Source organism: Proteus faecis (genome assembly GCF_030286765.1).
Classification (GTDB): domain Bacteria; phylum Pseudomonadota; class Gammaproteobacteria; order Enterobacterales; family Enterobacteriaceae; genus Proteus; species Proteus faecis.
The window spans coordinates 210386-224532 of the sequence record NZ_JASVWV010000001.1 but is presented as its reverse complement, the minus strand read 5'-3'; the positions used below and the strand labels follow the sequence as shown (position 1 = coordinate 224532).

Sequence of the window (14147 nt, the reverse complement as noted above, 5' to 3'; positions counted from 1 at the left end):
GTGAATATAACTTGCTGGTAACAAACAGGTTTAAAAAAATGTAATTTGTTTCAGAATGTAAGTTTTAATATAAAAATATAATGGTTTATTCCTAAATTGATAATCTTTATTAAACTTTGCTCTGTTATTTTAGAGCATGTAAGTAGCTACACTTACATGCTCCATTATTATTTATTCTTTTTCAATAAAGTTTTTATTCATAAATTCTACTGTTTCTGTTAAATCAGGATTAGGTTTTGGTACTTCATTAATCCATGCATTTAATAAGCTATGAGCAACAGCAAGAACAACAGGGCCAATAAATAATCCAATCATACCTAATGTTAAAATTCCTCCAATAACACCCGTGAGAATTAATACCATAGGTAAATCAGCTCCCATTTTGATTAAATAAGGTCGTAATACACCATCCATTGTTGCAACAGCGCCACCCCAAATCACCATGACAATGCCCCATGTTGTATCACCCGTCCAAAATAACCATAAAACTGAAGGGATCAATACTAATAAAGGACCTATTTGAGCAAGGCAGCAAATAAACATAATCACGGTTAATACCGTAGCATAAGGCACACCAGATACAGCAAGACCGATACCACCGACAATAGCTTGAATTAAGGCGGTTAAAACCACACCTAATGCGACTGCGCGAATAGACATGGATGCAAGTAAGATTGCCGCATCACCACGTTGACCCGCTAAGCGAATAGCAAAATGGCGCAACCAAGATACGACATTTTCACCTTGTAAAAACAGTAAGCCTGAAAATAACAACATCACACCCAAATGTAGGGCAAATCGACCAATATTTAAGGCTTGTGCAAAAAACCAGTTTGCAGCTTGTCCGACATAAGGCTGAATTTTTGAGATTAACGCATTGCCCCCAGTGACAAGAATAGAGTGCCATGTATCATAAAGCGTGCTACCTATCATAGGGATATCGTTAAGCCATAATAATTGAGGTGGTTGAATATTCGAAGGTGATTTTGCTAATTCAATTAAAGGGGCACTATTATCAATGACGCTACTAATTAATAAGATAATAGGAATAACGAAGATCAGTAATATCAAAATCATCATGATCATGGTTGATAGCCAACGATACTTTACTCGCTTTTCAAGAATAAGAAGTAAAGGCCACGTTGCTACAACAATCATTCCAGCCCAAATGAAACCCACAATAAAGGGATTTAGGATCCAAAAACTGGCGATAATAAAAAAAGAAATAAAAAGAACAGTGAATAAAATTTTGGGTATATCTGTATGGATCTGCGGTTTTTCCATGGTTTTAAATCCCTACACGAATAAAAATGCTAGAAGCAGATGAATAAACATTGCAAATATCACGTTGTTTATATCACTACTCAATTTGCCAGAATTGTATGATAAGGTGAACAGGTATCGGTCTGAAAGTACAAAATGAGGCAAAGTACCTCTTAGTATACATTTCAACATCTAAAATTAAGCAATGTGGACTATTAGATTAAAGAGCTATAACAAATGATCCCACGTATATCGCAAGCACCGCAAGTCAGTGAACTCACAACAGAATTTCTTGATACTCTTCGAAAAAACGGTTTCACCGGTGATATCTCCAGTAGTTATGCTGATAGACTCACTATGGCAACAGATAATAGTATTTACCAGTTATTACCTCAGGCGGTTGTTTTTCCTCGCTCAACAGCTGATGTAACTATTATTGCTCGCTTAGTTGATGAACCTCGATTTCATTCGCTCTCCCTGACTCCAAGAGGAGGAGGAACAGGTACCAATGGGCAGGCTTTAACAGATGGTATCGTTGTCGATTTATCTCGCTATATGAAACGCATCATTGAGATAAATCCAGAAGAACGTTGGGTGAAAGTGGAAGCAGGAGTGATAAAAGATGAACTTAATCTCTTTTTAAAACCTTACGGCTTCTTTTTTGCACCAGAACTTTCTACCAGTAACCGCGCTACATTAGGTGGAATGATTAATACCGATGCATCAGGGCAAGGTTCGATGGTTTATGGTAAAACCTCTGATCACGTTCTTGGTGTTAGGGCGGTTTTGTTAGGTGGTGAACTGCTTGAAACACGAGCTATGGATACCGCACTAGCAGAAAATATTGCCCAAGAGAGTTCTGCAATCGGTAAAGTTTATCGTACCGTTTTATCCCGTTGCAAAGAGCAACGAAAGCTTATTCTTGAAAAATTCCCGAAATTAAATCGCTTTTTAACCGGGTATGATTTGCGTCATGTCTTTAGTGATGACATGAAACGATTTGATTTAACGAGAATTTTAACCGGCTCTGAAGGAACGTTAGCTTTTATTACTGAAGCGACACTTGATATCACACCAATTCCTAAACAGCGTAGCTTAGTCAACGTGAAATACGACTCTTTTGACTCAGCATTACGTAATGCGCCTTTTTTAGTTAAAGCAAATGCACTGTCTGTTGAAACTGTTGATTCCAAAGTATTAAATCTCGCTCGTGAAGATATTGTTTGGCACTCCGTTAAAGAGTTGATTACTGACATACCTGATAAAGATATGCAAGGCCTTAATATTGTTGAATTTGCGGGTGATGATAAAAATCTTATCACTTCACAAGTTGCATCATTATGCCAGCGCTTAGATTCATTAATGAAAGAGGGTCAGGGTGGTGTGATCGGTTATCAAGTCTGCGAAGATTTGGCGGATATTAACCGTATTTATGCCATGCGCAAAAAAGCGGTTGGTTTATTAGGTAACGCTAAAGGGCAAGCAAAGCCAATTCCTTTTGTCGAAGATACCTGTGTACCACCAGAGCATCTTGCTGATTATATTACAGAATTTAGAGCATTGCTTGACAGCCATCAGCTCAATTATGGCATGTTTGGCCATGTTGATGCTGGTGTATTACACGTAAGACCTGCTCTTGATATGTGCGATCCACAACAAGAACTATTGATGAAATCTATCTCAGATGACATTGTCACGTTAACAGCCAAATATGGTGGGTTACTCTGGGGTGAGCATGGAAAAGGCTTTAGAGCGCAATATAGCCCCGAATTTTTCGGAGAAACACTCTATCATGAGCTGCGTCAAATCAAAACGGTGTTCGATCCTCGAAATAGATTAAATCCTGGGAAAATATGTCCACCTTTAGCGGTCGATGAGCCGATGAAGCAAGTTGATGCGATCAAACGAGGTACCTTTGACCGCACAATTCCTTTATCTGTGCGTCAAGATTTCAAAGGTGCATTAGATTGTAATGGTAATGGACTTTGCTTTAACTTTGATGCCAAAAGCCCAATGTGTCCTTCAATGAAAATTAGCGGACAACGCATTCATTCTCCTAAAGGACGAGCTGCACTCGTAAGAGAGTGGCTGCGCTTATTAACAGAGCAAGGCGTTAGCCCAAAACAACTTAGATCTAGCCTTGAAAATAATAAACCTAGCTTAAGAGGTTTAATTGAGAAAACACGTAATACTTGGAAAGCCAAACGTGGTGAATATGACTTTTCTCATGAAGTTAAAGAGGCTATGAATGGTTGTTTGGCTTGTAAAGCTTGTTCAACACAATGTCCGATTAAAATTGATGTACCATCGTTTCGTTCTAAGTTTACTGAGCTTTATCACCAGCGTTATTTACGTCCGTTAAAAGATCATATTGTCGCTAATGTTGAATTAACAACGCCGATTATGGCGAAAGCACCTAGATTCTTTAATTTTTTTATGAAACAACCGCTGGTGCAAACATTAAGTAAGCACACGATAGGGATGGTCGATTTACCTTTGCTGTCATCACCTACATTGAGACAGCAATTGGCTGGGCACAACGCGTTAGATATGACGCTAGAAGATTTAGAACATTTATCAGAAAAGCAACGTAGTCATCATGTGCTGGTGGTACAAGATCCTTTCACCAGTTATTACGATGCAAAAGTGGTTGCCGATTTTATCAAGCTAATTGAAAAGATTGGGTTTAAACCTGTCTTGTTGCCATTTTCACCTAATGGTAAAGCGCAACATATTAAAGGTTTTTTACAGCAATTTAGTAAAACGGCGCAAAAAACGTCAATCATGCTTAATCGTGTTGCAAAATTAGGCATCCCTATGGTGGGAGTTGATCCTGCATTAGTACTTTGTTATCGCGATGAATATCGTGAAATACTGGGTGATAAGCGTGGGGATTTCAATGTTCAACTTGTTCATGAATGGTTAAGTCAATTGGTATCTGAGCCAATAGCTGTTCGTGATGATGCCGAAAAATGGTATCTTTTCGGGCATTGTACAGAAGTGACGGCGCTACCACAAAGTATGAAACAGTGGCAGGCTATTTTCCAACGTTATGGGCAGCAACTCGAATTTGTGAGCACTGGATGTTGTGGAATGGCAGGTACTTATGGACATGAACTAAATAATTACGAAAACTCGTTGGGAATTTATCAACTCTCATGGGGTAATGCATTAAAAACATTACCAACAATGCGTTGTTTAAGTACTGGTTATTCTTGTCGTAGTCAGGTGAAACGTATTGATAATATTGAGTTAAAACACCCACTACAGGCACTTTTGGAGATTATGCCATGATATGGAAACGTGAAACGACAATTGAGCATCTTAATCATATCGGACAAAATAATATGATGAGCCATTTGGGCATTGAATTAACATGTCTTGGAGATGATTATCTTGAAGGAACAATGCCTGTTGACCATCGTACTAAGCAGCCTTTAGGACTTTTACATGGTGGTGCTTCTGTTGTTTTAGCTGAAACATTAGGTTCTGTTGCGGGTTATCTTTGTACTGAAGGTGAACAAAAGATTGTTGGGCTAGAAATCAATGCGAATCATATTCGTTCAGCGAGAGAAGGTAAGGTAAGAGGTGTATGCAAACCTATTCATTTAGGACGTTCACACCAAGTCTGGTCAATAGAAATATTTGATGATGAAGGTCGTCAAGTGTGTATTTCCAGATTAACAACATCTGTTATTTCTTAAGGAATAAAAGACATATGCACAAAGTGAAATACTCGCTTTGTGCGTTTTTTTACATTTATAGATAATATCAAAAAGAATAAAAATAGAGAGAGAAAATAAAATTATTTCTTTATTTAGATTTTATTTTTAATGATAATCATTATCTTCATAATAAAAGATAAGACGAACAATAATGTTAACTATTTCTAAATTCAACACTACAGTATTATTAATTGCAGGTTTATTAATCAGTGGATGTGATAATAATTCTACCTCTAAAACGAGTAACGATATAAGTAATATTCCAGTACAAACTGTTTCTGGTTTTAATATAGCTTATCCCACTTCATTTACAATGAGCAGAGAAGATACTGAAAATTATTTTAAATCATTACCAGATAATGTTCAGGATGTCACAACAGAAATGATGGTTTATAAATCAGAACCTATTTGTGATTTGGCAGAGGTTCGTTTGGTTTATTTTAAAATGAACGATACAATGAGTTACGATGTGGATGCAGGAGCACAAGGCATCGTTGATAATATTGCGATAATAGATGGCATGAATGAAATATCCACATCAATAAAAACATTGACTATCCCAAGCGTGGAAAGTCGACATGTCTTTTTTGAAGGAAAATATGCAAAAGAAAATGTGAGTTATGAAGGGGTTTTAGCAGCTGATATTAAAACGAATCGAGTATGGCAACTGCAATTGATTAGTAACTTCAATAGCCAATCAAACAAGCAAAAAAATAGTCAAACCCTTGAATGTACAAATAAATATATCCAAACCATCACTATTAGTAAATAAGTTCGAAGAGCACACAATCCAATAAGAGGTCACCACATAAGTGGTGCTATCTTGTCCCTTATTATAAGCATAAAAATAAATGTAAATGGAGCTAGTAAGCTGTATGTGAAAATACATTTTTATGCTTTTTTCTCTAAATTTCAGTGATAACATATAAAGTGTATTTATATTGCAACTTATATGCGTATTGTGCGAAATATAAGAAAAATTAAAAGTTTTATTTTTTGTAATCAAAAAACAGAAAAGTGTTATATTACATAGTGTTAACATTATTTCTTAACATAAAAACCGCAAAAATAGAACAAAAAATACACATATATAGAATATCCTTTCAAAAGACATGGTTGAAGTGATAAGGGTTATCATTACCATTAGTGTCAGGAAAGATATCAATCTCCTTTCGAAATGAGGTCAGAAATGACAAACAACGTTGAAACTTTTTCTCTTAATGACACAGCTTGGCAAGGCATTGTATTAACGGATAGTGCGGCAAAGCATATTTGCCATTTAATTGAGAAAAATCCTGAAAAACAAGGGCTTTTCTTAAGTATTAAACCCTCTGGTTGTACGGGGTATGGTTATGTTATTGAACTCGCTACTGCCCCAAATGATGATGATCTTGTTTATGAACATAATGGAGCAAAACTTTTTGTTTCATTAAAAGCAATGCCATTTATCGATGGGTTGGTTGTTGATTATGTTCGTGAAGGACTTAATCAAATGTTTAAATTTAATAATCCTAAAGCTCAAAACGTCTGCGGATGTGGTGAGAGCTTCGGGGTATAACATAGTGAAGTTAGATTATGTCTCAGAGCAATGTTGAAATTGGTGATGAAGTTCAGGGATGGTTAAGCGATCATCACTATAAAGAAGGTTTTTATACTGATATCTCAACCGATACCTTAGAAAAAGGATTAAATGAAGCGGTTGTACGTGCAATATCGGCAAAAAGAAATGAACCAGAGTGGATGCTGGAATTTCGTTTAGATGCTTATCGCCATTGGTTAGAAATGGAAGAGCCTCATTGGTTAAAAGCAGATTATCCATCACTTAATTATCAAGATTATAGCTATTATTCAGCGCCATCTTGCAGTTCATGTTGTGCCAATGGTAGTTGCGCTGGTGGCACAAATGAGGCGGTAGTGAGTGATAGACAAGCCTCGCAAGATTATTTAACTCAAGAAGTTGAAGATGCCTTTAACCAACTTGGTGTGCCTGTAAGAGAAGGGCAAGCCGTTGCTGTTGATGCCATTTTTGACTCGGTTTCTGTTTCTACAACATATCGCGAAGAGCTCGCTGAGCATGGCATTATTTTTTGTTCATTTAGCGAAGCTATTCAAGAATATCCTGATTTAGTGCGCCAATATTTAGGCACCGTTGTATCAAGCCATGATAACTACTTTGCTGCACTAAACGCTGCGGTCGCATCTGATGGTACTTTTGTCTATATTCCCAAAGGGGTTCGTTGCCCAATGGAATTATCAACTTATTTTCGTATTAATGCGGCTCAAACAGGTCAATTTGAACGAACTATTCTGGTTGCAGATGAAGGCAGTTATGTCAGTTATATTGAAGGCTGTTCAGCACCTGTTCGTGATAGTTATCAGCTTCATGCTGCTGTGGTTGAAGTCATTATCCATAAAGATGCCGAAGTAAAATACTCGACTGTACAGAACTGGTTCTCTGGTGGCGATAGTGAAGGCGGTATTCTTAATTTTGTGACTAAACGGGCTATCTGCGAAGGCGAAAATGCCAAAATGTCATGGACACAATCAGAAACAGGTTCTGCGATCACCTGGAAATATCCAAGTGTGATTTTAAAAGGAGATAATTCGACTGCTGAATTTTTCTCGGTTGCTTTAACGAATGGCAACCAACAAGCAGATACAGGTACTAAGATGATCCATATTGGCAAAAATACCAAATCAACCATTATCTCTAAAGGTATTTCTGCGGGTAAAAGTCAAAACAGTTATCGTGGACTCGTAAAAGTACTCCCTGGTGCGCAAAATGCTCGTAACTTTACCCAATGTGATTCCATGTTAATTGGTACGCAGTGTGGTGCGCATACTTTCCCTTACGTTGAGGTAATGAATAACTCAGCACAGCTTGAACACGAAGCGACAACGTCACGTATTGGTGAGGACCAGTTGTTCTATTGCCGTCAACGCGGGTTAAGTGAAGATGATGCAATCTCAATGATTGTAAACGGATTTTGTAAAGATGTGTTCTCAGAATTACCGCTGGAATTTGCTGTGGAAGCACAAAAATTATTAGCAATCAGCTTAGAGCATAGCGTCGGTTAACGATTATTAACCAAATTCTGAGTATAAAAATACCGAAGGCATATATTATGTTAGAGATTAAAGATTTACATGTCAGTGTTGAAGGCAATGAGATCCTTAAAGGATTAGATTTGCAAGTTCGTGCAGGTGAAGTTCACGCAATTATGGGGCCAAATGGTTCGGGTAAAAGTACCTTATCGGCAACACTTGCTGGGCGTGATGAATATGAAGTTGATGAAGGTTCAATTACCTTTAAAAATAAAGATTTATTAGAGTTAGAACCGGAAGAGCGCGCAGGTGAAGGTATTTTTATGGCGTTTCAATATCCTGTTGAAATACCCGGTGTTAGCAACCAATTTTTCTTACAATCTTCAGTGAATGCGGTGAGAGAATATCGTGGTCAAGCGCCACTAGATCGCTTTGATTTTGAAGATTTTATTGAAGATAAAATCAAATTATTGGATATGCCACAAGATTTGTTAACACGTTCAGTTAATGTGGGATTTTCTGGTGGTGAGAAAAAACGTAACGATATTTTGCAAATGGCTGCATTAGAGCCTGAATTATGTATTTTAGATGAAACGGATTCAGGCCTTGATATCGATGCATTAAAAATCGTTTCTAATGGTGTTAACAGTTTGCGTGATGGCAAACGTGCTTTTATTGTTGTAACACACTACCAACGTATTCTTGATTATATTAAACCTGATTTTGTACATGTGCTTTATCAGGGAAAAATCATTAAATCAGGTGATTTTTCATTGGCGCAAAAATTGGAGGAACAAGGTTATGGCTGGCTTATTGACCCTCAATGAAAAGCGTGAAAAACAGCGCCAAGTTGAACTGCGTAATCAACAAGCACTAAAGATGTTTTCAGCGTTATATCATCAACGTAAAGGTGACGATAATCTCAATGCTCGTAATCATTGGTTGCAAGTCGAGAAAGTCGGTTTCCCTGTTTACCGCCATGAAGATTGGCATTATACGCCATTAGAAGAGACGTTAAGCCAGCACTATCAACAGTTGCCACCTTTTGATGTGCAAAGTTTAATGGCCAAACACGCATTATCTTTTGATTGCTACCGTATTGTTATGGTGAATGGCACATTTTCACCGATAGAAAGCAGCAGAGACTTTGGCCCTTATCAAGTCACTTTACTTGATAACCAAAGTGAATTACCCAAAGCAGTAAATGGTGAAATTTTCTTGCATTTAGTGGAAAGTTTAGCGCCACATCCTTTGCTTATTACCCTGAAATCAGATGTTATTGCGGATAAACCACTTTATATCCTCAATATTACTCAAGGGGAGCAAGGCACTGAGGTAAATAGTGCAAATTATCGTTTTCACCTTGATGTTGGTGCGAATACTCAGATGCAAGTGATAGAGCACTATATCAGCAGTAACAACGAAAATCGTCATTTTACAGGGGCAAGATTAACCGCAACGATTGGTGATAATGCCTCGTTTAACCATATCAAATTAAGTTTTGAGAATGGTGTAAGTCAGCATTTTGCTCATAACGATCTGATGATAGGTCGTGATGCTAGAGTCAATAGTTATGCATTTTTATTAGGTGCTAAACTTAGTCGTCATCACACGAGCTCGGCACTAAAAGGTGAAAATACAGCGCTTTCGATGAATAGCGTTGTATTACCTAAAGCAGGCGAAATAGCGGATACCCGTACATGGTTGGTTCATGGTGAAAAAAATTGCCAGAGTCGTCAACTGCATAAAAGTATTGCGATGGATGCAGGGAAAGCCGTATTTAACGGGATGATCACCGTGACACCTCAGGCATTAAAAACAGATGGTCAAATGACTAATAACAATCTGTTGCTGGGTGAGAAAGCGCAAATCGATACTAAACCACAGCTTGAGATCTATGCTGATGATGTGAAATGTAGTCATGGTGCCACTGTAGGGCGAATTGATGATGAACAACTATTTTATTTGCGTTCACGCGGTATTGCTTTAAATGACGCCCGTAAAATGATCATCCATGCATTTGCGGCAGAATTAACTGAATCGCTAGAAAATAGTGTGATCAAGGCGCAGGTATTAGACAGAATTAATCAGCGCTTATTAGAGGTATAAAATAAGGCATTATGACGCATTCCATTGAAAAAGCGCGAGATGATTTTCCAATTCTTTTACAACAAGTAAAAGGAAAACCATTGATTTATCTCGATAGTGCCGCAAGTGCTCAGAAACCGGCTTGCGTCATTGAACATGAAAAGCAATTTGCCTTAACACAATATGCCGCGGTTCACCGCGGCATTCATACGTTAAGTGCAAATGCGACAACATTAGTTGAAAATGTCCGTAAAAAAGCCAGTCATTTTTTAGGAGCCCATAGCGAAGAAGAGATTATTTTTGTTAAGGGAACAACGGAAGGGATCAACTTACTCGCAAATGTTTATAGCCAACGATTTTTAAATGACGGTGACAATATCATCATTACGGAAATGGAACATCATGCAAATATTGTTCCTTGGTATATGTTGGCAAAACAGTATGGTTTTAATGTTCGTGTATTACCGCTATTACAAGATGGTACACTCGATTTAGCTCAATTACCTCGCTTAATCGACAAAAGAACTAAATTACTCAGCCTTACGCATCAATCAAATGTATTGGGCACAGTGAATCCTATTGCTCAAATTATTCGTGATGCTCGCCAATATGCTATTGAGCAAGGAGGGGAGTTACATATATTGGTTGATGGTGCTCAAAGTGCAATGCATCAAACAATTAATGTTTCACAACTTGATTGTGACTTTTTTGTTTGTAGCGGCCATAAACTTTATGGACCTACTGGTATTGGCTTGTTGTATGGTAAAAAAGAGATACTGAATGAATTACCGCCTTGGGAAGGCGGTGGCGCGATGATAAAGCATGTTCACATTAATGGTGATATTACCTATGTTGATGCACCTTGGCGCTTTGAGGCAGGAACACCGAATATAATGGGAATGATTGGCTTAGGTGCTGCATTAGATTATCTTTCACAATTAGGCATGAATAATATTGCTGAGTATGAAAATCATATAATGAAGTATGCCCAAGAACAGTTGCAAAAAGTAAAATCTTTAACGCTTTATGGCAATGATTCTCGACAAGGTGTGATAGCGTTTAATTTAGGTAAACATCACGCTTATGATGTTGGCGCATTTCTTGATAATTATGGTATTGCTATTCGTACAGGGCATCATTGTGCGATGCCAATTATGGATTATTACCAAGTTCCTGCAATGTGTCGTGCATCTCTTGGCTTATATACCAATAAAAATGATATCGATGCATTGGTTAATGCGCTATTACGTGTTGAAATGTTATTAGGTTAATGATTAAAAAAGAGGTTATTCATGGCAGTTGCCAATTTGCCAGATGAAGCAAAACTATTACGCAATTTTTCTCGTTGCCAAGATTGGGAACAGCGTTATCTTTATATGATAGAATTAGGTGAGCGTCTTCCGTCGCTAACAGATGAACAGCGCATTTCAGCTAACTTTATTGAAGGTTGCCAAAGCCAAGTATGGATTGCGGTTTCTCTTGATGAGAATAAACAACTGCTATTGGCTGGCGATAGTGATGCAGGCATTGTGAAAGGGCTTGTTGCTTTAGTCATTATCTTATTTCAAGGTAAAACAATTGAGCAAGCTTTAGCGACAGATGTAAAACATTATTTTTCATCATTAGCACTAGAAAATCACTTAACACCTTCTCGTACGCAGGGTTTACATGCGATGGTTACGACACTAGTCAAGCGTTTTTCAGAATACGCTGTAGCATAAATGTTACCTGATCCCGCATTAATGTTCTAAACTGACTTATTATATGAAAGCATAACAATGATAATGTTATCATCATAATAGTCAGTTTATTTTATTTCTAACACACGGGATAAACGATGAAAAAATGGTTAACTCTTTTGGGGGTATCGCTGTTAGGGATGAGTAGTCACTTATCTTATGCGACAGAATATCTACTACCTGCTGATGACCAGCGTATTATTGGTGAAAATTTTTCATATATAGTTCCCGATGATAAACGCTCACTAGAAGCTATTGCGTCCGAATACCAAGTGGGATTGCTCAATATGATGGAAGCCAATCCTGGTATTGATCCTCTTTTACCTGATGCGGGTAAAACATTAACTATTCCATTACAGATGATTTTGCCTGACACAGTACGAAAAGGTATTGTAATCAATCTTGCAGAATTGCGCCTGTATTATTACCCCAAAGAAGGAGGTACAGTTGATGTTTACCCTATTGGTATTGGTCAATTAGGGCGAGAAACACCTGAAATGGTGACATCGATTTCCCAATTAATTAAAGATCCAACTTGGACACCGACGGCGAATATTCGCAAAAACTATGCGGCTAAAGGGATCACGCTACCGGCTGTTGTTCCTGCTGGTCCTGAAAATCCAATGGGAGCATATGCCTTAAGATTGGCACATAGTCGAGGTGAATACCTTATTCATGGTACTAATGCTGATTTTGGTATTGGCTTAAGAGTGAGTTCTGGTTGTATCCGTTTAAGACCAAATGATATTGAGACATTATTTAATGTAGTGCCTAAAGGAAGTCGAGTTCAGGTTATCAATAAACCGATTAAATTTACTGAAACTGCAGACGGTAGACAATTTATTGAAGTTCATCAACCACTATCACGTAATGAGGATGACGATCCGCAAACGATGCCATTAACTTTTACTAAGCAATTTAATCAATGGTATGAAAGTGGCAAGGTTGATAAAGATAAAGTCGATGCTGAAATAATTCGTCGCTCAGGTTTACCTGTTGATGTAACTGCGAATTAATATTTTTACTGCTTAATAGATATAAAAAACAGATGCTTAAGCCATCTGTTTTTTTATAAATAATAGTTTATATAAAACAGCTTAACCTAATAAAAGGTGTATTTTTAATATTAAATTGACATTTTACTCTTTAATATCAATAACATCTTTTTATAAAATAACTGAGTTATGGATATGAAAACTTACACAAGAGATGCTACTACAAGAAATGCTACTAGTGGTGTTTTTGAACGTATTACTTCTAGTATTGGAAATAAATTTAGTCAATTGGCAAATATAGTCGCTTCAATAAAAAATAGTACAGAAACGTTTTTTGTTGGAAGTGAAGCAAAAAGACAACAGAATATTAATAAAATATGTGGTGAGTTAATTCTGCGGATCTCAACAAAAATAAAAGATGATGAGTATGAAATATTAGACGCAAAAAAATTAAATAATATAGGTCGTATTAGCGCTAAGTTAACCCATAAAATATTGACTAATGAAGTGGCTAAATTAGTCTGTCTTATCAAAAATGAACTATTAAATCAAGCGGATAATTTTTTGTCCATTACAGAGGGGCACCCCGATAAATCAGTCAATATAATGCTAGCGACGCTTTATCAAGTTGATCAACAGGTAGATGAAGATATTAAGAGTAATACTAATTTTGGTTATGGCTCTTTATTAAAATTACAGATATCTGAAGTTATTAATAATAAATTTATCATTCAAAATAATAATCCAATGATGAAAAAACATGACATGATTACGTTACTTAAAGATATAAATAAAAGATATCAAGAAGAAATTGAATTATTAAAAGGAAATGCGAGCGATAAAATTAATTCTAAGTTATAGGAAATAGGAGAAGATAGCAGAATTTAGAGTATATTAATTTATAGCTTAAATTATTAAAAATAAAGCCTCAATTACAATGATTGAGGCTTTGCTATTAGTACTGGTCTAAAACTGTTTCCAGCTTATCAGTGAGTCAAATTACTTTTTATAAGTAGTCACTTGGTTATCTAAACGCTGATTTGCACGAGCTGCTTCGTCGTAAGCTGATTTAGCTTCAGCACGAGCAGATTGTACATCACTACTTAATTGTTGAACTTGAGTATTCAGGCGGCTTACATCAGAAGAGATTTGATCTAATTGTGCATTATTACTAGAAGAACAACCTGCTAATAAGCCTGAAGCCAGAATTACCGCACCTAGTACAAGTTTCGCTTTCATAGTTACAACCTCTATTATTAGTTTGTGTAAAGGAACAAGTAGCATTTATATGA

13 protein-coding genes are annotated in these 14147 nt (G+C 36.9%); 11 read left to right on the top strand and 2 right to left on the bottom strand.

All coding sequences use genetic code 11. From position 1 onward, the window contains the following. Nucleotides 1–171: 171 nt before the first annotated feature. Entirely contained in the window at nt 172–1284 is a 1113-nt protein-coding gene (gene ydiK, locus QSH13_RS01030; RefSeq protein WP_109397288.1) for an AI-2E family transporter YdiK, read from the bottom strand. A gap of 216 nt (nt 1285–1500) precedes the next feature. Here ydiK and ydiJ point away from each other — a divergent pair, with 216 nt between their 5' ends. From ydiJ to QSH13_RS00975, 11 genes are all read left to right on the top strand, one after another. Further along, the gene (gene ydiJ, locus QSH13_RS01025) at nt 1501–4557 is read left to right on the top strand and encodes a D-2-hydroxyglutarate dehydrogenase YdiJ (protein WP_109397289.1); all 3057 of its coding nucleotides are present in this window, start codon (nt 1501–1503) and stop codon (nt 4555–4557) included. Next, nucleotides 4554–4967 (top strand): 1,4-dihydroxy-2-naphthoyl-CoA hydrolase, encoded by a 414-nt coding sequence (gene menI, locus QSH13_RS01020; protein ID WP_006537067.1) that lies wholly within the window; start codon nt 4554–4556, stop codon nt 4965–4967. Before ydiJ ends, menI begins: the two co-directional genes overlap by 4 nt. A gap of 172 nt (nt 4968–5139) precedes the next feature. Continuing rightward, a complete protein-coding gene (locus QSH13_RS01015; RefSeq protein WP_286038698.1) occupies nt 5140–5760 on the top strand; it encodes a hypothetical protein in 621 nt (206 codons plus the stop codon). 417 nt (nt 5761–6177) lie between these two features. Then, entirely contained in the window at nt 6178–6546 is a 369-nt protein-coding gene (gene sufA / locus QSH13_RS01010) for a Fe-S cluster assembly scaffold SufA (protein WP_286038697.1), read from the top strand. Nucleotides 6547–6563: 17 nt separating this feature from the next. Continuing rightward, on the top strand, nt 6564–8066 hold the full coding sequence (gene sufB, locus QSH13_RS01005; protein WP_286038696.1) for a Fe-S cluster assembly protein SufB: 1503 nt from the start codon (nt 6564–6566) through the stop codon (nt 8064–8066). Nucleotides 8067–8113: 47 nt separating this feature from the next. Beyond that, entirely contained in the window at nt 8114–8860 is a 747-nt protein-coding gene (gene sufC, locus QSH13_RS01000) for a Fe-S cluster assembly ATPase SufC (RefSeq protein ID WP_109397293.1), read from the top strand. After that, complete coding sequence (gene sufD, locus QSH13_RS00995; protein ID WP_286038695.1) at nt 8835–10142, top strand: Fe-S cluster assembly protein SufD; 1308 nt, start codon at nt 8835–8837, stop codon at nt 10140–10142. The genes sufC and sufD overlap by 26 nt, the downstream gene beginning before the upstream one ends. A gap of 11 nt (nt 10143–10153) precedes the next feature. Beyond that, complete coding sequence (gene sufS / locus QSH13_RS00990) at nt 10154–11392, top strand: cysteine desulfurase SufS (RefSeq protein ID WP_286038694.1); 1239 nt, start codon at nt 10154–10156, stop codon at nt 11390–11392. Between the two features lie 21 nt (nt 11393–11413). Then, nucleotides 11414–11842 (top strand): cysteine desulfuration protein SufE, encoded by a 429-nt coding sequence (sufE, locus tag QSH13_RS00985; protein ID WP_286038693.1) that lies wholly within the window; start codon nt 11414–11416, stop codon nt 11840–11842. A 116-nt stretch (nt 11843–11958) separates the two neighbouring features. Then, nucleotides 11959–12876: a L,D-transpeptidase family protein gene (locus tag QSH13_RS00980; RefSeq protein ID WP_109406350.1), complete on the top strand. Its 918-nt coding sequence runs from the start codon at nt 11959–11961 to the stop codon at nt 12874–12876. A 174-nt stretch (nt 12877–13050) separates the two neighbouring features. Beyond that, nucleotides 13051–13716 (top strand): hypothetical protein, encoded by a 666-nt coding sequence (locus QSH13_RS00975; protein ID WP_286038692.1) that lies wholly within the window; start codon nt 13051–13053, stop codon nt 13714–13716. Nucleotides 13717–13854: 138 nt separating this feature from the next. Here QSH13_RS00975 and QSH13_RS00970 read toward each other — a convergent pair whose 3' ends face one another. After that, on the bottom strand, nt 13855–14094 hold the full coding sequence (locus QSH13_RS00970; RefSeq protein ID WP_069369313.1) for an Lpp/OprI family alanine-zipper lipoprotein: 240 nt from the start codon (nt 14092–14094) through the stop codon (nt 13855–13857). Nucleotides 14095–14147 lie beyond the last annotated feature (53 nt).

Coding starts and splice junctions, on each gene's coding strand:
- ydiK (WP_109397288.1), bottom strand. CDS start 1,284: ATGGAAAAACCGCAGATCCATACAGATATACCCAAAATTTTATTCACT.
- ydiJ (WP_109397289.1), top strand. CDS start 1,501: ATGATCCCACGTATATCGCAAGCACCGCAAGTCAGTGAACTCACAACA.
- menI (WP_006537067.1), top strand. CDS start 4,554: ATGATATGGAAACGTGAAACGACAATTGAGCATCTTAATCATATCGGA.
- QSH13_RS01015 (WP_286038698.1), top strand. CDS start 5,140: ATGTTAACTATTTCTAAATTCAACACTACAGTATTATTAATTGCAGGT.
- sufA (WP_286038697.1), top strand. CDS start 6,178: ATGACAAACAACGTTGAAACTTTTTCTCTTAATGACACAGCTTGGCAA.
- sufB (WP_286038696.1), top strand. CDS start 6,564: ATGTCTCAGAGCAATGTTGAAATTGGTGATGAAGTTCAGGGATGGTTA.
- sufC (WP_109397293.1), top strand. CDS start 8,114: ATGTTAGAGATTAAAGATTTACATGTCAGTGTTGAAGGCAATGAGATC.
- sufD (WP_286038695.1), top strand. CDS start 8,835: ATGGCTGGCTTATTGACCCTCAATGAAAAGCGTGAAAAACAGCGCCAA.
- sufS (WP_286038694.1), top strand. CDS start 10,154: ATGACGCATTCCATTGAAAAAGCGCGAGATGATTTTCCAATTCTTTTA.
- sufE (WP_286038693.1), top strand. CDS start 11,414: ATGGCAGTTGCCAATTTGCCAGATGAAGCAAAACTATTACGCAATTTT.
- QSH13_RS00980 (WP_109406350.1), top strand. CDS start 11,959: ATGAAAAAATGGTTAACTCTTTTGGGGGTATCGCTGTTAGGGATGAGT.
- QSH13_RS00975 (WP_286038692.1), top strand. CDS start 13,051: ATGAAAACTTACACAAGAGATGCTACTACAAGAAATGCTACTAGTGGT.
- QSH13_RS00970 (WP_069369313.1), bottom strand. CDS start 14,094: ATGAAAGCGAAACTTGTACTAGGTGCGGTAATTCTGGCTTCAGGCTTA.